The organism is Rhodococcus sp. NPDC003383 (assembly GCF_053589115.1).
In genome coordinates this window covers 119,397-141,672 of sequence record NZ_JBSFRG010000009.1, presented here as the reverse complement: position 1 = coordinate 141,672, position 22,276 = coordinate 119,397, and the positions used below count along the sequence as shown (strand labels likewise).

The window sequence follows — 22,276 nt, the reverse complement described above, 5'->3', positions numbered from 1 at the left end:
CGCATGGGCGTCAGCTTGACCAAGGGCGGAAACGTTTCCCTCACCAAGGAAGCGCCGAACCTGACCGCTGTGGCCGTCGGCCTCGGCTGGGATGTCCGCACGACGACAGGCACCGACTTCGACCTCGACGCCAGCGCGATCGCAACCGGTGCCGACAAGAAGGTCGTGTCCGACCAGCACTTCGTGTTCTTCAACAACCTGAAGTCGCCCGACGGCTCGATCGAGCACGTCGGTGACAACCGCACCGGTGAGGGTGAGGGCGACGACGAGGTCATCAACGTCGACCTCGCGGCGGTCCCGGCCAACATCGACAGCATCTTCTTCCCGGTGTCGATCTACGACGCCGAGGCCCGCAGCCAGTCGTTCGGTCAGGTCCGCAACGCCTACATCCGCGTCGTCAACCGCGCGAACGGCACCGAACTGGCCCGCTACGACCTCACCGAGGATGCCTCCACCGAGACCGCCATGGTGTTCGGTGAGCTCTACCGGCACGGCGCCGAGTGGAAGTTCCGCGCGATCGGTCAGGGATACGCGTCCGGCCTGGCGGGGATCGCCCGCGACTACGGCGTCAACGTCTAGCTCGTTCGATGAACTCGATCCGGTCCCGGCCGTCCGTAGCCGGGACCGGACTCGTCTTCCTGGCTTTTGCAGTACCTCGCTGCATCGACCTGACTACTGATCAAGAAAGGCCGCAGTCGTGATACTGCGAATATTCGGGGCGTCGTTCGCCGTCACCGTTGTCTCCCTCGTCGTCGCCTTCCTGTACGGCGGCCCCCAAGCTCTGTTCCTCGCCGCCATCCTCGGCGTCCTCGAGGTCTCGCTGTCGTTCGACAACGCGGTCATCAACGCGACCGTGTTGCAGCGGATGAGCGATTTCTGGCAGAAGATCTTCCTCACCGTCGGCATCCTCATCGCCGTCTTCGGCATGCGCCTGGTGTTCCCGCTGGTCATCGTGTGGGCCGCGTCGGGCCTCGGGCCCGTCGAGGCGCTGAGACTCGCCCTGAATCCGCCGGCCGACGGCGCCGCGTACTTCCCCGACGGCAGCCCCAGCTACGAAACGCTCATCACCGACGCACATCCGCAGATCGCTGCGTTCGGTGGCATGTTCCTGTTGATGTTGTTCCTGCACTTCATCTTCGAGGAACGCGAAATCAAGTGGCTGCAGTGGATCGAGCGCCCCCTCGCGAAGGCCGGCAAGCTCGACCAGCTCGAGGTCGTCGTCGCGTCGGCGCTGCTGCTGATCACGGCGACGGTCATCGCGCCCGACGACAAGGTCTCGACGGTGATGATCGCCGGCGTGCTGGGCATGATCACCTACATCGCGGTCAACGGACTCGGTGAGATGTTCCACATCCCCGAGGAGGACGAGGAGTCCGCGGGCGGGCCGTCCGCCCTGGCCAAGGCCACCGGTAAGGCCGGCTTCTTCCTGTTCCTCTACCTCGAGGTTCTCGACGCGTCGTTCTCGTTCGACGGCGTCATCGGCGCGTTCGCGATCACGTCCGACCCGATCATCATCGCCCTGGGCCTCGGCTTCATCGGCGCGATGTTCGTCCGCTCGATCACGATCTTCCTGGTCCGCAAGGGCACGCTGTCGGAGTACGTGTACCTCGAGCACGGCGCCCACTGGGCGATCGGTGCGCTCGCGCTGATCCTGCTGTACTCGATCGGCACGCACGTCCCCGAGATCGTCACCGGCCTCGTCGGTATCGCGCTGATCGGCGCGGCCTTCGCGTCCAGCGTCTACCGCAACCGCAAGTTGAAGGCGCGGGAGGCCCTCGTCACTTCCTGACCCGGGCTGCCGCACCTCACGGTGAAGGGCACGTTCGACCGGTCCAACCGGTCGAAACGTGCCCTTCACTCGTTTCTGGGCGGGCGGCGTTGCGGCGTGTCGTACGAACAGATGATTGTTGCTATTTCAACGAGTATCACCCTTCGTTTCACCCTGTCCCGCGGATAACGGAGGCGGGACGAGCCTCGACAGTGCTGCTGAGTACAACTCGTTGCCCGTCCGGCCGGCGACACCGAAAAGCCGGGTCACGCGTGGTGGTGTGCGTTCTCCGAAGGGCTGCGGCACTTACGAACCCGCGAACCGGATCGGGGTGCGCTGCCGCCGTGCGGGGCGGAGCGCATCGCAGTGAGATGAGGGACAGATGGTTGTGGATGCAGTTGCCGACGACCTCGGCGTAGTGCGGAAAGCGGAAGTGCGCCTGGCGGAGGCGCACGAGCTGGCCAGGTGGGACGAACTCGTCGCCGCGAATCCCGACGGGGGTTCGGTCTGGCGTGGCCGGGAGTACTCCGAACACGAACGTGTCCTGGGCTTCACTCCGGTCTATCTGATGGTCGACGACATCGCCTGCACCGTGCTCGAGCGGCGCATCCCGCTGTTGGGGCGGTTGTGGCATCTGCCGGCGGGTCCGGGCGTACTCGACGTCAGCACCCTCATGCGGGTGTCCGATGCGCTGGCGGAGTTCGCGGCCGAGCAGGGTGTGTTCACCGTGCGGATCGAACCGCTGATCCGCGACGATGCTGCCGAGCGGGAGCGTCTGCTCGCGGCGGGGTATCGGCGCGTGCCCGGGTGGGCGCCGTCGCACACGATCGTCGTGGACATCACCGGATCGGAGGACGACGTGCTGGCCCGGTTCGGGCAGCGGGCACGCCGCTGGATCCGCAAGGCGGCCCGGGTCGGTGTCGTCGTCGAACGGGTCGAGGCGACCGACGAGAACGGCCGCATCCTCTACGACCTGCTGACCGCGACGGCCGACGGACGGTTCCCGATCCGGACCTTCGAGCATGTCCGCAGCCTCTACCAGCGGCTGCAGGCCAGCGGCAACGGCCAGTTGTTCCTCGCGCGTCTCGACGGGAAGGTCGTGGCCGGCGCCTACGCGATGCTCGTGGGTGACAACGCGCTGTACCTGACCGGGGCATCGGTGCGGAAGGAGCCGGGGCGGTCCGAGGAGAACGGTCTCGGCGCGCACGGGGTCGGCCATGCGGTGCAGTGGGAACTGATGCGGTGGGCGCGGGAACACGGGGCCGTGCGGTACGACATGTGCGGGACCCCGCCGTCGTGGGAGGCGGACGATCCGGCGCATCCGCTGCACGGCGTCGGTCAGTTCAAGTTGAGTTTCGACAAGACCATCGTCGACTACATCGGTGCCTACGACGTCCCGGCGCGGCGGATCCGGGCGAACCTCCTGTACGGCTACGAGCGGATGCTGATCGCGGCGGCGGAGCGCCCCCTGTTCCGCAGGTTCCTCACCTGACCGGGTGACGGCGTCGTCGCGGGAAGGCCGTCGGTCGCGGGAACGCTTCGGAGTCAGGGAGTTCGGAACAGTCCCTCGCGCAGAAGTGTTTCCGCGTCGGCGAAAGCGCGGGCGCGGCGCGTGATGGTGGGAGCGCCCGGCGGGTTGCCGCTCCACTGGTCGAACAGTGTGCTCAGGCTCAACGCCAGCCGTTCAGGCGCATGCCACGAACTCCATCGCCCGAATTCGTTGCTGCGCACTATTTCTCGCGCCGCCTGCCGCACGGAGGTCCCGCGCTCGTAGTGGACGCGGCCGACGTCGCGCAGCCACAACCAGTAGTCGCGGAGTGCGCGCAGGTCGTCGACGGTCCCGGTCGACCCGTGACCGGGAACGTACACCGCGGCGTCCCACCCGATGAGGCGGTCGAGGGCAGCGAACCAGTTGTCGAGCGGACCGTTCCACAGGATCGGGGTGGATCCGACCCACAACAGGTCGCCGGTGAACACCACGCCCGCGTCGGGCACGTGCACGACGACGTCGCCCGCGGTGTGGCACGGGCCCAGGCGCTCGAGGTCCACCGTGCGATCGCCGACCGTCAGCCGGAGGGTCGTGTCGAAGGTGCGGTCCGGCAAACGTGGTGTGCGACGGGGGAATCGGGCCCCCGCTCGCACCCGTGCCGAGTAGGCCACAGCCGCACTCACCGGCCCCGGCATGCGGCCGATCAACTCGCCCGCGGTCGCCAGCGCCCTCAAGCCGGCGGGCGGCAGGTCCTCGTGCATCGCGTCCAACGCCGCCGCACTGGTGGTGATCCGCGCCGTCGGGGGCAGGGTGTCGTTGCCCCACCAGTGATCTCCGTCGGAATGGGTGTTGACCGCTTCCGTGACGGGAGCGTCGATGACGAGCGGTTGCTGTACGTCGGAAATGCGCTGGGCCCACGCCACATCCCAGACGGTGTCCACGACCAGGGATGCCGCGCCGGGGGAGACGACGAGCCCGGTGTTCGCTTCGCCCCATCCGCCGCCCGGGCGCACGAACGCCCACACCGCGTCTCCGATCTGCGTCAGACCACCGTGTTCCATATCCGTCCCCCTGATCTGTATGGACCATCCACGCTACCGCCCGAAGTGCGTGGGTTTCGGCCGGAGGGTGTACGGGTAAGTCGCACGGGGCAACTGTGTCGGAGACGCACGGGGCAACTGTGTCGGAGACGCACGGGGCAACTGTGTCGAGGAGAGGTGGGTGTGGGGCATGAGACCAGCAACGGTACTGGGAACCACAGCGGCGACGGCGATCACCGCTTTCGTCGGGTCCGTCGCGTCCCGGGGATCGTATTCCCGCTGGTACCGCCGCCTCCGTAAGCCGTCGTTCCAGCCGCCGGCCTCGGCTTTCCCCATAGTCTGGACCGCGTTGTACGCCGACATCGCGGTCACGTCCGCAGCGGCGATCGACGAACTGACCCGGCGTCGCGAACTCGATGCGCGACGCGCGTACGTCGCCGCGCTCGCCGCGAATCTCGTGCTCAACGGCTCGTGGTCGTGGGTGTTCTTCAAGGGCGGACGGCTCATCCCGGCGACGGTGGTCGCGGCACTGCTCGCCGCCAGCAGTGCCGACCTCGTACGACGCACCGCCGACGCCGTGCCCATCGCGGGTGCGGCACTGGCACCCTATGCGGCGTGGACCGGGTTCGCGACGGTGCTGAGCGGGCGGATCGCGCAGCTCAACCGGTGACGTGCTTCACCCGGCGCAGGTGCACGGCGACCGTGACTTCGGCATACGCGATGATGGGGGCATGCTCGAAACACCCGTGATGATCGGCATCGTCTCCATCTGCATCGGATTCGTGTTCTTCATGCTTGCCGCGACCGGAACCCGGAGCAAGTGGGACAAGAAGGTGACGATCACGCTGTTCGCCGTCGCGATCGTGTTCATGACGATCATCCCGGTGATCGGTGCGGTCGGATTCGCGGCCTGACCGCACGTCTCACGGCCGGGTGAGTGCATCGCGCAGCACGGCGGCGAACTTCTCGGGCTGCTCGACGAATCCGGCGTGACCTCCGGGAAACTCCTTCGGTGTCAAGGAAAGTGCCTCGGCCAGGGCGATCGACGTCGCGTACGTCACGAGCCCCCGCGACTCGGTGCCGATGCCGACCACGAGTCGTGCGGGCGTCGCCGTCAACGCGGCGAGGTCGGGCAGATAGCGGGTGGTTCCCCGGATCTCGTGGGCGAAGAAGCGGGCGCCGTCGGCGAGGTCCTGGTCCGGTGACTCTCCCGGCGGGGGACCGGAGGGTTGTTCGTCGGGTCCGGCAGCGCCGGAGTCGAATCCGGCGAAGGCCATGAACGCGGCCCACGCCGCACCGAGGCCGTCACGGTGGAAGGTGTCGACCATCGCATCCACCGCGGCGCGTCGCTCGGCGGCGTCGTGCAGCAGCTCGAGCAGCGGCGGTTCGTGAGCGACCAGTGTGCGTACCCGCTTCGGGTGCAGTGTCACGAGGGCGAGACCGGTGACCGCGCCTCCGCTGGTGCCGAAGACGTCGGCGGCCTCCGCATCGAGGGCGTCGAGGACGGCGACGAGGTCGGCGGCGCGCAGGTCGGGGGTCGAATCGGAGTGCGGGTCGTCGAGGACACTGCGCCCGATACCGCGCGGGTCGTGGGTGACGACGGTGTGGTCGTCCGCGAGGACCTCGGCGAACGGGGCCAGGGCCGCGGCGCCCATCGGGGCGCCGGTCAGGATCAGCAGGGGGCCGGCGCCGCGAACCTCGCAGTGCAGCCGGCCGCCGGACACGGGAACGGTGTGTGTGATGGTCATGCACGAACAGACCCGCGCGGACGTGGTTTCTCATCGCCCGCCAATTGGTGACCGAAGTTGTCCGCAATCGCTCTTACCGTGGATTACATCATCACCACGACGGAAGGGCAGTGGACATGACCGACAATTCCCGAACCGGAGAACGCGCGGACATCCTCGACATCCTCGCGGAGCAGCGCGAGATGCTGCTGATCACCGCCCGCAACCTGACCGACGAACAGGCCCGCACGCGCAGCACCGTCAGTGATCTCACGGTCGGTGGTTTGATCAAGCACGTCACGGCGACGGAGAAGACCTGGATCGAGACGATCCGCAACCTCGACGACACCACCACGTTCGACATGGAATCGGCGATGGTGCAGTACTACATGAACGACGACGAGACCCTCGCCGGCCTGCTCGAGGCGTACGCCGAGGTCGCGCGGGAGACCGAACGGTTCGTCCTGGCACTCGACGATCTCGACTTGCAGGTGCCGCTGCCCACCGCGCCCTGGGCGCCGGAGCGGGAGTGGTGGAGTGCGCGAAAGGTGTTGCTGCACATCATTCGTGAGACCGCACACCACAGCGGCCACGCGGACATCATCCGCGAATCGCTCGACGGCGCGAACAGCACCATGCAGCGCGGCGCCGACGCCGGCATGACCTTCGACTAGCCGTCCCTCCCCGCCCTCCTTTTTCCGAGCGAATGTATCCCTCGTCTCCTTCAATCGACTGAATGTACCGCTCGCTCGGAAAAAGAGGGGGAGGGACGCACCGCCGCCCTGCGCGCGGAGTCGAGTGCGAAAAGGTTTTCGTCCCATCCGGATTCGAGTGGTCCGAAGAAGTGGAAGCGCACCTGCTTGACCTTGTACAGCCAGCGGCCGTCGATCTTGACGACCTCGTCCGTGTACCGGCCGGCGGCGACGCTCGCGACCCCGTCGGTGACGCACGGCTGCCACAGGAACGAGCGGACGGTCGCGCGGTCGCCGTCGAGGTCGATCTCCAGGTTGGTGATGAAGTGCCAGAAGGCGGTCAGGCCGCCGTCGGCGAGGCCGGCGAAGAACTCGCGCATCTCGGCCTTCCCGCGCGGGTGGGACAGGCCGTCGAATTCACCGTCGTCGGTGAACAGGTCCATCAGCGCGTCCCAGTCCCCGTCGTCGAGGTGGCGGCAGTAGCGGGCGTCGAGCAAGCGGATTGCCTCGAGGTCCTCGAGGCGGGCGATGCGGTCGGCGAGAGTGGCCTCGCCGGTGAACTCCATGGCGGTCACAGCGTGATCCTCCGAGATCGATAATCGACGGTGATTAACGCACGTTCATGTGATGTGGACCATATTCCAGGGGTTATCGGGTGGTCAAGTCGGGGTTCTTGCTGGTCGTTTGTTCGACCTCTACGCTCCGATACATGAACACTCGGTCGGTTGGTGTGCAGGTGGGGGTGCGCGAACGCATTCTGGAGACGGCGCTCGACGAGTTCTATGCGTCCGGATTCCACGGTGCGACGATGCGCAATATCGCCAACAGTGCAGGTTGCAGCGCTGCGAACGTCTACAACCACTTCGAGAACAAGTCCGAACTGCTCGTCGAGATCCTGCGACGGGCCAGTGACGAACAGTTCACCGTCACCCGCAATGCCCTGCGCAAGGCCGGCCCGCATCCGGTCGATCGCTGGCGCGCCGCGGTCGTGGCGCACGCCCTGTACACCGCCCGCAATCCCCGCGCCTGCCTGGTGGCCAACTCCGAACTGCGCTACCTCGGCGAAGTGGACCGCAAGCGTGTCGTCGGCTCCCGCGACGCGCAGGAACAGCTGTTCGTCGACATTGCTCGAGACGGCGTCGACCAGGGTGTTTTCTCGGTTCCGCATGTTCACCAGGCCGTCACGGCGGTGCTGACGATGTGCGCCGGCATCCCACTCTGGTTCCGGCCCGAGGGTCCGCTCACGGCCCAGCAGGTCGCCGACGACTACGGCGTCTACGCCCTCAACCTCGTCGGATACCGGCCTTCGTAGCGTTCAGCCGTTGACGGGGTGACGGAGGTCATGCTGTACTGGGTGAACAAGCGTTAATGCCTTGCTTGCCCGCCTGCCCGGCCCATCGAGGGAGTGTCCATGACCCACCGGCCGTCCCAGCCACGCACCGATACCCCGCGCTACCTCACCGAGGAACGCCTCGCCATCCGCGACCTCGCGCGGGACTTCGCGATGACGAAGGTGCTGCCCATCGCCAACGAACTCGACCCCGTCCAGGGCACGATCCCGGATTCGCTGAAGAAGGAAATGGCCGACATCGGTTTCTTCGGCATCATGATCCCGGAGGAGCACGGGGGCCTCGGGCTCGGCGTCTTCGAGTACTGCCTCGTCGCCGAAGAGTTGTCCCGTGCCTGGATGAGCGTGTCGGGCCTGCTCGCCCGCGGCAACGGCATGGGCGGCGGCTTCACCCCGGAGCAGGAGGCGGCACTGCTGCCGAAGGTCGCCCGCGGCGAATACCTCGGCGCCTACGCGCTCTCGGAGGCCGAAGCCGGATCCGACGTCGCCAACATCTCGTGCCGCGCCACCCGCGACGGCGACGAGTGGGTCGTCAACGGCACCAAGATGTGGTGCACCTACGCCGACGAAGCCGACTACCTGGTTCTGTTCGCCCGCACCGACCCGAACAAGGACCCCGCCAAGCCGCACCGCGGCATCAGCGCGTTCCTCGTCGAGAAGGAACGCGGCGTATTCCCGGAAGGGATCTCCGGTACGAAGGTCCGCAAGATCGGCTACTTCGGGTGGAACACGTGGGAGCTGTCGTTCGACAACTTCCGCATCCCGGCGTCGGCGATGCTCGGCGAGGAGGGCAAGGGCTTCTACCTCGCCGTGTCGGGACTCGAGGTCGGCCGCGCGCACACCGCGGCGCGGGCGATCGGCCTGGCGCGGGCCGCGCTCGAGGACTCCATCGCGTACGTCCACACCCGCCGCCAGTTCGGCCGCCCCATCGGCGATTTCCAGCACCTCCGGTTCAAGATCGCGAAGATGGCGGCCGACATCGAAGCGGCCCGCCAGCTCATGTACTCGGTCGCCACCGACATCGACACCGGGCGGCGCTGCTCGCTCGAGGCGTCGATGTGCAAACTCGTCGCCACCGAGATGGCCGAGCAGGTCACCAGTGAGGCCGTGCAGATCCACGGCGGCGCCGGCTACACCACCGATTTCCAGGTCGAACGGCACTGGCGGGATGCGCGCCTGACGAAGATCTTCGAGGGCACCAGCGAGATCCAGATGCGCATCATCTCCGACGAACTGCTCGGAAGGGTCGAAGACTGATGACCCTCACAACATCCGATCTCGTCACCGTCGGCGACCGAATCGCCGGAGCAGCACGGGAACTCGCCCCGCTGCTCGCCGAAGCCGGCATCGCCCTGCCCGGCGGCAGTGCGCTCGCGGGCGCGATCGCCGCCGAACTGCTGACACCGCCCATCCCCGGCGCAACCCGGACCGGCATCACCTGGTCCACGAGCCGTCCGGTCACCCACGACGACGCCGTTCACGCGGACGTGCTGGTCACGCGCATCGCCGACGGCATCGTCGACCGGTACGTCCGGCTCGTCGACGACACCGGGACCGTGCGGGAGTGCGGAACCGAAACCTGGCGGCTCGACGATCCGACCGCCGCCCCGGCGCGTCCGGAGCTGGACTTCTGCACCGCGGCGTGGGGTGAGCTGCTGCGCGCACGTCTCGACGAGGACGCGGAGTTCGCGTCGTCGTTGTCGAGCTGGGACGGCACGATCGGCCTGCGCTGCGACGACCGGGAACTGCACCTGCGGATCTACAAGGGCCGCATCGTCGACGTCACGCGGCGCACCCCGCACGGCGCGACCTTCACCTTCGTTGCGCCGGCGCATCTTTGGGTCGAGGTGGTGCTCGCCGAACGCGACGACTTCATGCGCCGTGCCATCGGCGGCGAATTCTCCTCCAGCGGAGACGGATACGAGTACCTGCGACTCACCAAACCGCTCAACATCGTCATCGCGCACGCGCGCGCACTCGTCCAGGAGGTCCGGCCGTGATCGAAGCGCGCTACCTCGAGATCGCCGGTGCCCTCGGGTTCGTCGAGATCGTCACTCCCGATGCGCATCCCGCGCCGGATACGTTGCCGACCGTGCTCTGCATCCATACCGCGGGACAGAGCGGCGTGCAGTACCGTCACGTCGCCCGCGACCTCGCCGCCCGCGGATACCGCGTCATCGTGCCCGATCTGCCGGGCCACGGACGCTCCGATCCGGCCCCGGGCGGACCGGTCACGTCGCTGACCGCGTACGGCGACTGGCTCTGCGCCGTCCTCGACGAACTCGAGATCGAGCGCCCGTATGTGGTCGGCTGTTCCATCGGCGGCAAGCTCACCCTCGAACTGTCCGTCCGCCCGGAACGTCCGCTGGCCGGCGCCGTCGCGATGGAGGCCGAGGCCGGTCCGGGGCGCGTCAACGTTGCCGGACTACGGCGGGAACTCGAGGACGTCGCCGGCCCGGCCCGCGCCGAACGCACCTATCTCGGAACCCTGGCGTCGGTGGGCACCTCGGTGCCCGACGACAAGGCACGCGTGATCGCGACGATGCACAAGCGCGAGGACCCCGAGATCTCCTCGTCCGACCTGATCGGCTGGGGCAGCCACGACGTCCGAGACCGTCTGCACCTCATCGACGCACCCATCCATCTCGTCGCCGGCCTCGACGATCCGTGGATCCGCGCCGCCGAGGTCGAGCAGGTGGCCGTCCGCATCAACGAGGCGCATCCCGGCCTCGCGCGGTACACCGGGCTGGCCGGGATCGGTCACTACCCGATGGAGGAAGTCGACGACTTCGCTGCCCTCGTCGACACCTGGTTCCGTGAACTCGGCGAAACTGTTTCCCCAGTAAGGATTTCCGAGGAGGTCGCGTTGTGACCACCACCGACACCACCTCGCTGACCGGACTCCTCGCGGAGTTGATCGCCACCGACCCGGACGCGCCGCTCGCCTTCGACGTCGTCGGTGACGAGATCCGCACCTGCACCCGCGCCCGTTTCGGTGAACAGGTCGATGCCCTGCGCACCGAACTCGCGGATGCCGGAATCGAATCCGGCCAGTGCATCGCCGCGATGCTGCCGAACTGGTCCGACGCGCTGGTGTGGCAGTTTGCCGCGTCGTCGCTCGGCGCCCACGTCATCGGCGTCAACACCCGCTACAACACCGGCGAGGTCGCGCACATCCTCGTCGCCGCCCGCCCGGCGGTGGTCGCCGTGGCCGCGTCCTTCCACGGTCTCGATCTGTTCGGAACACTGAGTGCCGCAGCTGAATCGGCTTCGGAGGTCGCCACCCCGGCCGTCGCGGTAGTCACCGGTCCGTCCGCACCGGCCACACCCGTCGACCCGGCGGGATTCGACCTCGGCGGCGGAGCATGGCTCGTCGGCAGCGGCGACATCCGCGGCACCCGTGTACCCCGTACCCCGGTCACCGCGACGGTCACCGCCGCCGGTGCGGTCGCCGATCCGTCGGACCTGCTTGCGGCGGCGTTCACGACCTCCGGGTCCACCGGCACGCCCAAGCTTGCCGCGCACCGGGATTCGGCGGTGGTGCGGCACGGTCGCGCCGACGCCGCGATCATGGGAGTGGTCCCCGGCGATGTGACGTTGTGCGTGCTGCCGGTGTCCGGAGTGTTCGGATTCAGCACCGCCATGGCGACGCTCGCCGGTGGTGGAAGCCTGCTCATGGAGCCGGTGTTCGACGCCGCCGCGGTGCTCCGCCGCATGCAGGAGTTGAAGGTCACCCACGTGGTGGGCGGCGACGACCTGTTCGGACGGCTGTACGACACCTGGCACACGGAGCAACGTTCCGACCTGTCGGCTCTGAAGTGGCTCGGTATCGCCGACTTCCTGGGTCGATCCCACGACGTCGCCCGCTGGGCCCGCGACGAATTCGGTGCCCTCACCTCCGGTGTCTTCGGTTCGTCCGAGGTCTTCGCGCTCACACTGCTGTGGTCTGCCGAGGATCCGGAGTCGGTGCGCTGGAACGGCGGCGGACGGCCCGTGGCACCGTGGATCGAAGCGCGGATCGTCGATCCGGTGGACGACCGCGTCCTTCCCGACGGCGAGCAGGGCGAGCTGCAGTTGCGCGGCCCCAACGTCGTCGACGCCTATCTCGGCAACCCGGAGGCAGCGCAGCGCGCGTTCACGGCCGACGGCTGGTTCCGGAGCGGCGACCTTGCGGTCGCGACCGGTGACGGCGCTTATCGATTCGTGTGCCGCATGGGAGATGTGCTGCGGCTGCGTGGATTCCTCGTCGATCCCGCGGAGATCGAGCACCGCCTCGCGCAGCACCCCGACGTGGGGATCGTCAAGGTCGTCGGGATCACCGGCGACGGCGGCTACACACAGGCCGTCGCGTTCGTCGTCCCCACCGACGACGCGTCCGCCGACACCGATGCCGACGTTCTGAAGCGCTGGTGCCGTGAGGAACTCGCTGCGTTCAAGGTGCCGTCGGCAGTGCACATCGTCGATCACCTGCCCACCACCGTGGGCGGAAACGGAACGAAGATCAGGGCCGTCGAGCTGCGCGAGTGGGCGCAGAACTGGACCGATCGCGAAAGGGACTACCGCCGTGACTGATTCCACCGCCAGCGCCACCGATGTGGTGATCTGCGAACCGCTGCGCACCCCCGTCGGCCGATACGGCGGCATGTTCGTCGACGTGCCCGCCACCGATCTCGCCGCCCGCGTCGTGTCGGAGTTGGTGTCCCGCACCGGCATCGACCCCGAGCAGATCGACGACGTGATCTTCGGCCAGTGCTACCCCAACGGGGAGGCTCCGGCGATGGGCCGGGTCGCCGCGCTCGACGCCGGCCTGCCCGTCACCGTCCCCGGGCTGCAGCTCGACCGTCGTTGCGGCTCGGGCCTGCAGGCGGTGCTCGACGCGGCGATGCGCGTCCAGACCGGTGTCGCCGACATCGTGATCGCCGGTGGCGTCGAATCCATGAGCCGCGCCGAGTACTACACCGAATCGATGCGCTGGGGCGCCAAGGGTGCCCCCGCGGCCCTGCACGACCGGCTCGCCCGCGGGCGCGTCACAGCCGGCGGACGCAACCATCCGGTCCCGGGCGGCATGCTCGAGACCGCGGAGAACCTGCGGCGCAAGTACGGCATCTCCCGCCTCGAACAGGACGAACTCGCCGTCGAATCGCACCGCCGCGCGGTCGCGGCCATCGACTCCGGCAAGTTCGCGGAGGAGATCGTGCCGGTCACCGTGCCGCAACGCAAGGGCGAGTCGAAGGTGATCGATCGCGACGAACACCCGCGCGCCGACACCACCGTCGAGACCCTCGCGAAACTGCGCCCGATCATGGGCAGGCAGGATCCCGACGCGACCGTCACCGCGGGCAACGCGAGTGGCCAGAACGACGGTGCCGCAGCCTGTGTCGTCACCGGCCGTGCCACCGCAGAGCGTCTCGGGTTGCGGCCGCTGGGCCGGCTCGTGACCTGGGCTGCCGCGGGCGTCGCCCCGTCCGAGATGGGTATCGGTCCGGTGCCGTCCACCGAGAAGGCGCTGAAGCGTGCCGGTCTGTCCCTCGCCGACATCGACCTGATCGAACTCAACGAGGCGTTCGCCGCGCAGGCACTCGCGGTGACCCGCGAATGGAATTTCACCGCAGCGGATTTCGATCGCACCAACGTCAACGGCTCCGGTATCTCGCTGGGGCATCCGGTCGGCGCGACCGGTGTGCGCATCCTCGCGACCCTGCTGCGTGAACTCGACCGCCGTGGTGCCCGCTACGGCCTCGAGACGATGTGCATCGGCGGTGGCCAGGGTCTGACCGCGATCTTCGAGCGGGTGTCGTGACCGCGCGCCCCCTCGACGGCGTCCAGGTCGTCGACCTGTCGAGTTTCGTCGCCGGTCCCACCGCGGGACGCATGCTCGCCGAACTCGGTGCCGACGTCATCCGCGTCGACCCGGTCGGCGGGGCCGTCGACGGTGGGCGCTGGCCGCTCACCGACGACGGCGAGAGCCTCTACTGGACCGGGCTCAACCAGGCGAAACGGTCCCTGGCGGTGGATCTGCGCAGCGACGAGGGCCGCGCGGTGGTCGTCGATCTGATCGTCCGGGCGGGCATCGTCCTCGAGAACGCCGCGCATGCCCCTTGGCTCGCGCACGCGGCGCTGGCCGCTCGCCGGCCCGACCTGATCCACCTGCACATCGCCGGCAACGCGGACGGAAGCCCGGCCGTCGATTACACCGTCAACGCAGCCGTCGGACTGCCGTCGATGACCGGACCGGCCGAGCACACCGCGCCGGTGAACCACGTGTTGCCCGCGTGGGACCTGATCACCGGTGTCCACGCCGCGCTCGGCATCGTCACGGCACTGCACCGGCGTGACCGGACCGGTGAGGGCAGCTACCTGGAACTCGCCCTCGACGACGTCGCGGTCTCCGCGGTCGCGAGCATGGGCTGGCTCGCCGAGGCCGAGGCGCGTGGGTCCGGTCGCGACCGGATCGGGAACGCGTTGTTCGGCAGCTACGGCTCCGACTTCCCGACGAGCGACGGTCGTTCGGTGATGATCGTCGGCCTGACGCCGGGGCAGTGGCGGGCGCTGGTCGAGGTCACCGGAACCGCGGATGTGTTCGCGGCGCTCGAGAAGCAACGCGGCCTCGATCTGACCGCGGAAGGTGATCGGTTCGAGGCGCGGGATGCGATCACCGCGATCCTCGCCCCGTGGTTCTCGTCGCGCACCCTCGCGCAGGTCGAAGCGGACCTTGCGGGCACCCGAGTGCTGTGGGCGCCGTACCGGACGATGGACGAGGTCGCCGCCGATCTCGCGGCCCGCCCGGACGCGGTGGTGCAGTACGTCGACCAGCCCGGGATCGGGCCCGTCCTGACCGCACGATCGCCACTGCGCTGGAACGGTCGGTACACCGAGGCGCGGCCGGCACCTCGGCACGGGCAGCACACCGACGAGATCCTCGCAGCGCTGTCGGACTGACGATCCCACCGGTTCGATTGGGATCGAACCGGATTCGCCCTCCGGGCTCGTTGTGGGTCTGTGTGTCGCATGCTACCGTCACGCGTGTATATACCGAGGTTGCTTGTGTATATACAGAACAACGGTCGGGGCATCACCGGCAAGGACAGGCCGGTCGACGGACGGAGCTGCCATGCCGCTTGCCTTGTGCGCCTCGTCGCACTCGCCGCTGATCGGCCTGCACGATCCGGCGGCGGACGTCGTGCGCGAAGTGCGCGAACAACTAGCCGGAGCCAGGGCTTTCGTGGAAGCCTTCGATCCCGAACTCGTGCTCGTCTTCGCCCCCGACCATTACAACGGATTCCTGTACGACCTGATGCCGTCGTTCTGCGTCGGTGCAGCAGCGGCATCCGTGGGTGACTACGGCCTGCCGAGCGGGCCGCTCCCGGTGGACCGCGACGCCGCCTATGCGATCGCGCGGCATGCTCTCGATTCGGGTGTCGACGTCGCGTTGTCCGAAGCGATGCAGGTCGACCACGGTTTCGTCCAGCCCCTGCTCTTCCTGTTCGGGTCGGTGGACGAGATCCCGCCCGTGGTTCCGGTGTTCGTCAACTGTGTGGCCGAGCCGCTCGGCCCGGCGAGCCGAGCCCGTCTGCTGGGGGAGGCGGCAGGGCGGGTCCTGGGGGAATCCGGGAAGAGAGTACTCGTCGTCGGGTCCGGTGGTCTCTCGCACGATCCGCCTGTTCCGCGGCTGGAGGGTGCGACTCCGGAGGTCGCCGCGCGGATCACGCACGGGCGCAACCCGACTGCAGAGCAACGGCGGGAGCGGGAGTCTCGTACCGTGGCCGCCGCCGGGGCGTTCGCTGCGGGATCGGCGGACTTCCACGACCTCAATCCGGAGTGGGATGCCCTGGTGCTCGATGCGTTCGAGTCGGGCGACATCGCCGCGTTCGACGAGAAGCCGAACGACTGGTTCACCGGGGAGGCCGGCCGCTCCGCTCACGAGATCCGTACCTGGATCGCGGCTTACGCGGCCCTGTCCACGCAGGGTTCCTACGAGATGACCAGCCGGTACTACCGGCCGATCAAGGAATGGTTCGCCGGGTTCGCCGTCACCACGGCAATGCAGAAGGAGGCTGGTGCGCGATGACGATGTGGGACGACCTCGGCTCGGTGGCTCATACGATCGAGTACCGCGAGATCGACGGATGGCGAACCCGTGTGCTGCGGGCGGGATCCGGGCCTGCGCTGGTGCTCATGCACGGCACGGGAGGTCACCTGGAGGCCTACTCGCGCAACATACCGGCGCTCGCCGAGCACTTCTCCGTCGTCGCCTACGACTTCCCGGGGCAGGGCTACACGACTCCGGCCGATCGCGACCTCGAACTCGACGCCTACGTCGACCATCTCGCCGCGTTGCTCGATGATCTCGGTCTGGAGCGGGCGCACCTGTGCGGCGAGTCGCTCGGCGGCTGGGTAGCGATCAAATTCGCTGTCGCGCATCCTGATCGGCTGCGCCGGATCGTGCTCAACACACCCGGGGGAACCATGGCAGCCCCCGAGGTGATGGCGCGGATCCGGGACCTGAGTCAGGCCGCCGCCGACGAACCGACCCACGAGCGCATCCGGGCGCGTCTCGAGTGGCTCATGGCCGATCCCGCCAGTGTCACAGACGAACTTGTCGGGTGTCGCCGGGCGATCTATTCGCAGCCGGGGTTTGCGGAGTCGATGCGCCACGTCCTGTGTCTGCAGGATCCCGAGGTGCGCCGGCGCAACATGGTGACCGACGCCGACCTGGCGGCGGTGACGGTGCCGGTGCTGGTGATCTGGACCAGCAACGACCCGTCCGGACCCGCTGCGGCCGGGATGGACATGGCCGACAAACTGCCGGACGGGCAGTTCCTCTTCATCGACGGCGCGGGGCACTGGCCCCAGTGGGAGCAGCGGGAGACCTGCGACAAGGCCGTGATCGGGTTCCTGTGCGACGACGCGGGACGGTGAGTCTCGTACGCCAGACGCTCAGGCGTCGAGTATCGCTCGGGCGATTTCCTCTGCGGCCCGTACGACTTCCGGTGAGGCTGCGGTCAGCTGCTCCTCGCGGTGGCTCATGAGAGTGAGGCACGCGGTGGGGTGCGAGTTCGCGATGGGCGCCGCGACCGCGTAGACACCGGATTCGATTTCGCCCGCGCTCGTGGCGTATCCGCGTCGGCGCGCCTCGGTGACGGCCTCGGGTTCGTCGGGCAGCGCCGGGCCGGCCGACAGGAGGGCGTAGGCGGCCGCTCCGCGATCCAGCGTCGTGCGCATCCCGGCGCGGAAGGAGATGTGCTGGGGGACGGTGACCGGCTCGACGACCTCGATGGAGACGGCTTCGTCCCGCTCGGCGACGAACAGGTGGACGGTGCATCCGGCATGGTCGGCGAGACGCCGCATCACCGGGGTGGCGATCTCGCGCAACGCCGGCAGATAGGCTGTCGAGAGCGAGGCCAGACGTGAGCCGGGGCGGTACACGCCGTCCGAGCCGGGTGTCACGAATCCGAAGTCGCGTAGCGTCTGCAGGATTCGGTACGCGATCGAACGGTGGACTCCGAGCTCTGCGGCAAGCTGCTGAACGGTCATGCCGGTGGGTGAATCCACCACCGCGAGCAGTGCGGTGAGTCCGCGAGCCAGCGTCTGGCTTCCGACCTGGGGCTGGGGCCGGGAGCGTGCGTCGGAAGTCGTCATGCCGGACCGGACCCGGTCGAGACACAGCCGCGCATGTGCGAATAAAGCAACATGCAATTCATTATATACACCATTCCCGCTCCGCCTGTTGACACGGTTACCTCGCGTTCGCCATAGTCTGTGTGTATATAGAAGCGGCACGTTCGATAATTACTACACTCATCCAGGGGGCGACGTGACCGACGCTCGAGAACGATCCGCCGCGGTGCCTGCCGCCGTCGACGTCCTCGTTGTGGGGGCCGGGCCCGTCGGGCTCACCCTGGCGAACATCCTGGGAGCGCGAGGGCTGCAGGTTCTCGTCGTCGAAGCGCGGGACGTGCTCATCGACTACCCGCGTGGCGTCGGTCTGGACGACGAGTCCATGCGCGCGTTCCAGAGCATCGGACTGGCGAAACATGTTGAACGACACCTGATCCCGAATCAAATCCTGAGGTTCGTCAACGGCAGGGGTGAGCTTCTCGCGGAGATGGCGCCGAGTGAAGCGCAGTTCGGCTGGCCGCGGCGCAACGGATTCGTCCAGCCGCTCGTGGATGCAGAACTCCTGGACGGACTTCGGCGCTTCGCCACCGTCGAGGTGTGCTGGTCCACCTCGATGCAGACCATGCGGGAGGTGGACGACGGTGTCGTGGTCGAACTCCTCGAGGACGATCGTCCGCGCCGGGTGCGCGCGCGATACGTGGTCGGCTGCGACGGTGGCCGGAGCCGCACCCGACGGATCATCGGCACGTCGTTCGACGGTGTCACGTCGTCGACGCGCTGGCTCGTCGTGGACCTCGCCCACGACCCCCTCGGTTCGCCGAACAGCTACGTCGGCGCCGACCCGGTGCGGCCCTACGCCTCCATCTCGATCGCCCACGGCATCCGGCGCTTCGAATTCATGCTGATGGACGACGAGTCCGACACCGAGGTCGACGATCTCGGATTCGTGCGGAAGCTCCTGGGCCGGCACATCCCGCGCCCGGAGGACGCCGAGATCATCGCGTACCGCATCTACACCCACCACTCGCGGATCGCGGGGGAGTTCGGTCGCGGACGCATCTTCCTCGCGGGCGACGCGGCGCATCTGATGCCGGTCTGGCAGGGGCAGGGATACAACAGCGGCGTGCGCGACGCCGTGAACCTCGGCTGGAAGCTCGCGGCGGTGTGTTCGGGTCAGGCCGAATCCGATCTGCTGAGGACCTACGACGAAGAGCGACGGGGCCACGCACGAGCGATGATCGACCTGTCCACCATGGTCGGACGGGTGATCTCGGTGCGGAACGAGCGCCTCGCCTGGCTCCGCGACAGGGTGCTCCGCTCGGCGTCCGCGCTCCCCACGCTGAAGCGATACATCCTGGAGATGCGGTTCAAGCCGATGCCGCGGTACGAGACCGGCGCCGTCGTCCCTCGCCCCGGCAAGACCTCGCCGGTAGGACGGATGTTCATCCAGCCCGAGGTGGTCACCGAGAACGGGCGATGCCTGCTCGACGAGGTGCTCGGGAGCTGGTTCGCGGTGCTCTGCTGGAACAACGACCCCACCGCGGTCCTCGACAAACGCAGCGTGGAGGCGTGGCGCGCGATCGGCGCCCGACTCGTCGCCGTTGTGCCGGCAGCTCAGATCGGGCAGACCTCGTACGGCGACGACGTGACCGTGGTCGGCGACCCGGGGCAGCTGAAGAAGTGGTTCGACGCCCACAGCGAATCCGTCCTGTTCCTGCGCCCGGACCGTTTCGTGGCTGCCGCGGGCATCGCCCAGGACGCCGGTCTGCTGTCGGCGCAACTGCTGAGCGTTCTGGGCATGGACAAGTACCTGGTGGACGACGTTTCGGACGCGGCCGCAGGCTGACGGCCGGAACTCTCACCGCACCTGCCGGGTGCCGTTCTCCGCCTGACGATTTCGGCGGATCGGCCAACTGTCTGCGCGGCCGGGTGTGAGGATGCTCGAGACGGTCGCGCTTCCGGCTCGCGGCCGACCGGAACAGCAGCATCACCGGACCACAAGAGGAGTAAGAGGATGTCGAAGAGCGAACCTCCGTCGGCAGAGGAAATCGTCCGCTACGAGAAGGACCCGGCAACGAAGATCGCGACGATCACGTTGAATCGACCGGACCGGCTGAATGCGCCGACGGTCGAGGCACGCCTGCGGTATGCCGACCTCCTGCATCGAGCGAACATCGACGACGACGTGAAGGTGCTGGTGGTGCGGGGCGAGGGGGACGATTTCGGAAGTGGAGTCGATTTGCCGGACTTCATGGAAGGCGTCGAGAACGGGGACTCCGCCGAGCGGCTCAAGGAGTTCGAGATCGACGACCCCGATGTCGTTTATCCGCCGAAGGATTCGTACCGCAACATGGGTAACTACGGACCGTGGTTCGCCAATGCCCGCTCCGGCTGCCGGAGTCTGCAGGAGTTCAGCAAGATCAGCATCGTGGAGGTCAAGGGGTACTGCTACGGGTGGCACTTCTATCAGGCCGCCGACGCCGACCTCGTGATCGCCTCCGACGACGCGCTGTTCGGGCATGCCGCGTTCCGCTATGTGGGCTGGGGACCGCGCATGTGGACCTGGGCGATGACGATGGGGATCCGGCGCTTCCAGGAGATGGTGTTCACCGGGCGGCCGTTCACCGCCGACGAGATGTACGAGTGCGGGTTCCTCAACAAGGTCGTGACCCGCGACCGTCTCGAGTCCGAGGTGCAGACGTACGCCCAGGCGTGCGCGCGCAACCGTCCGACGGACACGGTGGTCATCCAGAAGATGTTCTTCCAGATGATGAAACAGCATCAGGGGGAGTACATGGGAAGTCTGCTCACCGGCATGGTCGAGTCGATGGGGCGGCTGGTCCGTCCGGACGAGCACGAGTTCCATCTCAATTCCGCGATGATGGAGGCGGGACTGACCACATCGGTCAAGGCCAACGACGAGAACTTCCCTCCGGAGTTCCGGCTCAGCAAGGCCGCCCGGAAGCGGCCCTAGTTTTCGGTTGTGTCTGTTTCGGTTGCGTCGAACGTTCTGCGCAGTGCGGCGTGGACGTCGTCGAGAAATCGCCGGGTCTGTGGCGTGCGGGGTTGTGCGACGAATCCGCCGTGGATCACCCCGGGGTAGACGTGGAGTTCGACCGGGACCCCGGCACGGGACAACTGTGCGGCGTAGAGCAGGTTGGAGTCGAGCAGCGCGTCCACGTCGCCGATACCGATGAATGCGGGTGCTACGCCGCGCAATTCGCTGGGCCTCGCCCGTCCGGGTACGGCCGTTGCCGGTGGTGTCGCGCCGTCGAGCCCGCCGAGATAGGCCTGCCACGTGAGGCGCTCGGCCTCGAGCCGCCACAGACCCCAATGACCGGCGCCGCCCTCGAGCGCCCGGACGGATCCGTGCTCACGGTCGTCGAGCATGGGATAGACCAGGAGCTGGAGTGCGGGTTGGGGCAGGCCGACCTGGGCGAGTCGGATGCACAGTGCGGTGGCGAGCCCTGCGCCGGCGCTCGCGCCGCCGACGACCAGCCTGTCCGGGTCCACGCCGAGGGCGTCGGCGTGGTCGTGGATGTGGCGCCATACGGTTTCGGCATCGTCGAGTCCGGCCGGGTAGGGATTCTCGGGTGCCAGGCGATAGTCGACGGATACGACGGCGCAACCGAGTTCGGCAGCCATGCGATCGAGGCGGTCGTCGTTCTCGGCGAGGCTGCCCATGATGTAGGCGCCGCCGTGGAAGTAGATCAACGCCGGGAGTTGCCCCGTGGCCGCGCGAGGCCGGTACCACCGGACGGGCACACCGGGCCGTCCGTCCGTACCCGGGACGACGTCGTCGACGCGTGCGACGTGCTCGCTCACCGGGGTCGGAGGTGGGGTGACCTTGGAATAGCCGGCGCGGATGGTCTCGATGTCGGTGGTGTCCCATCGGGTCAGGAGGTCGAGCCGGGCGAGTGTCGCCGGCTCGACCCGGCGGTGGACCGCGATGGCCGGTTCCATCGGACCCCGGACCGCGGGAAGTGCCCCGAGCGAGGCGCGCAGGCTCGCCGCTGTCCGGGCGGCCTCCGAGGTGGGCGTGAATGCCTGGGCGAGAACGGGGGGTTCCTTCCGGACCCTCACCCGTTCCGCGAGTTCGGTGGCGAGGAGTTCGGACCCCGGGGCCCCGAGTACTCCGATGCGGCCCGGATCGGCACCGAAGGTGTCGGTGGCCACCGAACGAGCCCACTGCAGGGCGCGATCGCAGTCGTCGAGTGCGCTGCCGGGACGGGTGCGGACCTCGACGATCACGAGTCCTTCGTCGGCGAGCTTCCGGTACACGTCCGCGAAATCGGCTGTGCCGTCGAGGAGGACGAGTGCCAGGTGCGCGGTGTCCTCCGGAAACGCTGCCGCCCGGCTCGGCGCGAAGCTGCGGACGGTCAGTCCTGCCCCCACGTCGTGGGAGTCGCAGTCCGCCACCTCGACCTCCGAATCAAATAATGAACACCGAGATTCGAAAAATACACAGAAACGGTAACCGACGGCGTGGTACCCCACAAGGCTCCCGGCCGGAGCCTTGACGACGACCTAGCCTCCCGACAGAATGTGTGTATATAGAATCGTACCGTTCGTTAATTACAACATCCTGGGTCGT

21 protein-coding genes and 1 pseudogene are annotated in these 22,276 nt (G+C 67.9%); 17 read left to right on the top strand and 5 right to left on the bottom strand.

Annotation, left to right across the window (positions count from 1 at the left end):
* The first annotated feature begins 3 nt into the window (after positions 1 to 3).
* From ACWDTS_RS10970 to ACWDTS_RS10960, 3 genes are all read left to right on the top strand, one after another.
* Positions 4 to 579: a TerD family protein gene (locus ACWDTS_RS10970; protein ID WP_197251073.1), complete on the top strand. Its 576-nt coding sequence runs from the start codon at positions 4 to 6 to the stop codon at positions 577 to 579.
* Positions 580 to 697: 118 nt separating this feature from the next.
* A complete protein-coding gene (locus ACWDTS_RS10965; RefSeq protein WP_450118170.1) occupies positions 698 to 1,789 on the top strand; it encodes a DUF475 domain-containing protein in 1,092 nt (363 codons plus the stop codon).
* Positions 1,790 to 2,150: 361 nt separating this feature from the next.
* Positions 2,151 to 3,260, top strand: coding sequence for a lipid II:glycine glycyltransferase FemX (locus ACWDTS_RS10960; RefSeq protein ID WP_450118169.1), 1,110 nt, complete (start codon positions 2,151 to 2,153; stop codon positions 3,258 to 3,260).
* A 53-nt stretch (positions 3,261 to 3,313) separates the two neighbouring features.
* Here the strand turns inward: ACWDTS_RS10960 and ACWDTS_RS10955 are convergent, their stop codons facing one another.
* Positions 3,314 to 4,318: an MBL fold metallo-hydrolase gene (locus ACWDTS_RS10955; RefSeq protein WP_450118168.1), complete on the bottom strand. Its 1,005-nt coding sequence runs from the start codon at positions 4,316 to 4,318 to the stop codon at positions 3,314 to 3,316.
* Positions 4,319 to 4,487: 169 nt separating this feature from the next.
* Between ACWDTS_RS10955 and ACWDTS_RS10950 the strand changes: the two genes are divergently transcribed.
* Both ACWDTS_RS10950 and ACWDTS_RS10945 read left to right on the top strand, forming a co-directional pair.
* Positions 4,488 to 4,967 (top strand): TspO/MBR family protein, encoded by a 480-nt coding sequence (locus tag ACWDTS_RS10950; protein WP_450118167.1) that lies wholly within the window; start codon positions 4,488 to 4,490, stop codon positions 4,965 to 4,967.
* Between the two features lie 61 nt (positions 4,968 to 5,028).
* The gene (locus ACWDTS_RS10945) at positions 5,029 to 5,211 is read left to right on the top strand and encodes a hypothetical protein (RefSeq protein WP_450108728.1); all 183 of its coding nucleotides are present in this window, start codon (positions 5,029 to 5,031) and stop codon (positions 5,209 to 5,211) included.
* 9 nt (positions 5,212 to 5,220) lie between these two features.
* Here the strand turns inward: ACWDTS_RS10945 and ACWDTS_RS10940 are convergent, their stop codons facing one another.
* A complete protein-coding gene (locus tag ACWDTS_RS10940; protein WP_450118166.1) occupies positions 5,221 to 6,045 on the bottom strand; it encodes an alpha/beta fold hydrolase in 825 nt (274 codons plus the stop codon).
* 116 nt (positions 6,046 to 6,161) lie between these two features.
* Between ACWDTS_RS10940 and ACWDTS_RS10935 the strand changes: the two genes are divergently transcribed.
* Positions 6,162 to 6,698 carry a DinB family protein gene (locus ACWDTS_RS10935; protein WP_450118165.1) on the top strand — a complete coding sequence of 179 codons (537 nt, stop codon included), beginning with the start codon at positions 6,162 to 6,164 and terminating at the stop codon, positions 6,696 to 6,698.
* 50 nt (positions 6,699 to 6,748) lie between these two features.
* Here the strand turns inward: ACWDTS_RS10935 and ACWDTS_RS10930 are convergent, their stop codons facing one another.
* Complete coding sequence (locus ACWDTS_RS10930; RefSeq protein ID WP_450118195.1) at positions 6,749 to 7,282, bottom strand: nuclear transport factor 2 family protein; 534 nt, start codon at positions 7,280 to 7,282, stop codon at positions 6,749 to 6,751.
* Positions 7,283 to 7,425: 143 nt separating this feature from the next.
* Here ACWDTS_RS10930 and ACWDTS_RS10925 point away from each other — a divergent pair, with 143 nt between their 5' ends.
* The 9 genes from ACWDTS_RS10925 (at position 7,426) to ACWDTS_RS10885 (ending at position 16,983) form a co-directional block, all read left to right on the top strand.
* On the top strand, positions 7,426 to 8,028 hold the full coding sequence (locus tag ACWDTS_RS10925; protein WP_450108731.1) for a TetR/AcrR family transcriptional regulator: 603 nt from the start codon (positions 7,426 to 7,428) through the stop codon (positions 8,026 to 8,028).
* 99 nt (positions 8,029 to 8,127) lie between these two features.
* On the top strand, positions 8,128 to 9,321 hold the full coding sequence (locus ACWDTS_RS10920) for an acyl-CoA dehydrogenase family protein (protein ID WP_450108732.1): 1,194 nt from the start codon (positions 8,128 to 8,130) through the stop codon (positions 9,319 to 9,321).
* The gene (locus tag ACWDTS_RS10915) at positions 9,321 to 10,064 is read left to right on the top strand and encodes a hypothetical protein (protein ID WP_450118164.1); all 744 of its coding nucleotides are present in this window, start codon (positions 9,321 to 9,323) and stop codon (positions 10,062 to 10,064) included. The genes ACWDTS_RS10920 and ACWDTS_RS10915 overlap by 1 nt, the downstream gene beginning before the upstream one ends.
* Positions 10,061 to 10,936: an alpha/beta fold hydrolase gene (locus ACWDTS_RS10910; protein ID WP_450118163.1), complete on the top strand. Its 876-nt coding sequence runs from the start codon at positions 10,061 to 10,063 to the stop codon at positions 10,934 to 10,936. Before ACWDTS_RS10915 ends, ACWDTS_RS10910 begins: the two co-directional genes overlap by 4 nt.
* Positions 10,933 to 12,636, top strand: a complete 1,704-nt coding sequence (locus ACWDTS_RS10905) for an AMP-binding protein (protein WP_450118162.1) — start codon at positions 10,933 to 10,935, stop codon at positions 12,634 to 12,636. The genes ACWDTS_RS10910 and ACWDTS_RS10905 overlap by 4 nt, the downstream gene beginning before the upstream one ends.
* On the top strand, positions 12,629 to 13,864 hold the full coding sequence (locus ACWDTS_RS10900; protein ID WP_450118161.1) for an acetyl-CoA C-acetyltransferase: 1,236 nt from the start codon (positions 12,629 to 12,631) through the stop codon (positions 13,862 to 13,864). Before ACWDTS_RS10905 ends, ACWDTS_RS10900 begins: the two co-directional genes overlap by 8 nt.
* The gene (locus ACWDTS_RS10895; RefSeq protein WP_450118160.1) at positions 13,861 to 15,003 is read left to right on the top strand and encodes a CoA transferase; all 1,143 of its coding nucleotides are present in this window, start codon (positions 13,861 to 13,863) and stop codon (positions 15,001 to 15,003) included. The genes ACWDTS_RS10900 and ACWDTS_RS10895 overlap by 4 nt, the downstream gene beginning before the upstream one ends.
* Before the next feature lie 172 nt (positions 15,004 to 15,175).
* Positions 15,176 to 16,132: a 3-carboxyethylcatechol 2,3-dioxygenase gene (locus tag ACWDTS_RS10890; protein ID WP_450108738.1), complete on the top strand. Its 957-nt coding sequence runs from the start codon at positions 15,176 to 15,178 to the stop codon at positions 16,130 to 16,132.
* Positions 16,129 to 16,983: an alpha/beta fold hydrolase gene (locus ACWDTS_RS10885; RefSeq protein ID WP_450108739.1), complete on the top strand. Its 855-nt coding sequence runs from the start codon at positions 16,129 to 16,131 to the stop codon at positions 16,981 to 16,983. The genes ACWDTS_RS10890 and ACWDTS_RS10885 overlap by 4 nt, the downstream gene beginning before the upstream one ends.
* An 18-nt stretch (positions 16,984 to 17,001) precedes the next feature.
* Here ACWDTS_RS10885 and ACWDTS_RS10880 read toward each other — a convergent pair whose 3' ends face one another.
* Complete coding sequence (locus ACWDTS_RS10880) at positions 17,002 to 17,703, bottom strand: IclR family transcriptional regulator (protein WP_450108740.1); 702 nt, start codon at positions 17,701 to 17,703, stop codon at positions 17,002 to 17,004.
* Positions 17,704 to 17,878: 175 nt separating this feature from the next.
* Here ACWDTS_RS10880 and ACWDTS_RS10875 point away from each other — a divergent pair.
* Together ACWDTS_RS10875 and ACWDTS_RS10870 are read left to right on the top strand one after the other, a co-directional pair.
* Positions 17,879 to 19,477, top strand: a pseudogene (locus ACWDTS_RS10875) (bifunctional 3-(3-hydroxy-phenyl)propionate/3-hydroxycinnamic acid hydroxylase); the annotation flags it as partial.
* A gap of 219 nt (positions 19,478 to 19,696) precedes the next feature.
* Complete coding sequence (locus ACWDTS_RS10870; protein WP_450118159.1) at positions 19,697 to 20,656, top strand: enoyl-CoA hydratase/isomerase family protein; 960 nt, start codon at positions 19,697 to 19,699, stop codon at positions 20,654 to 20,656.
* Here the strand turns inward: ACWDTS_RS10870 and ACWDTS_RS10865 are convergent.
* Positions 20,653 to 22,101, bottom strand: a complete 1,449-nt coding sequence (locus ACWDTS_RS10865; protein ID WP_450118158.1) for an alpha/beta hydrolase fold domain-containing protein — start codon at positions 22,099 to 22,101, stop codon at positions 20,653 to 20,655. The two genes, ACWDTS_RS10870 and ACWDTS_RS10865, sit on opposite strands and share 4 nt — an antisense overlap.
* Positions 22,102 to 22,276 lie beyond the last annotated feature (175 nt).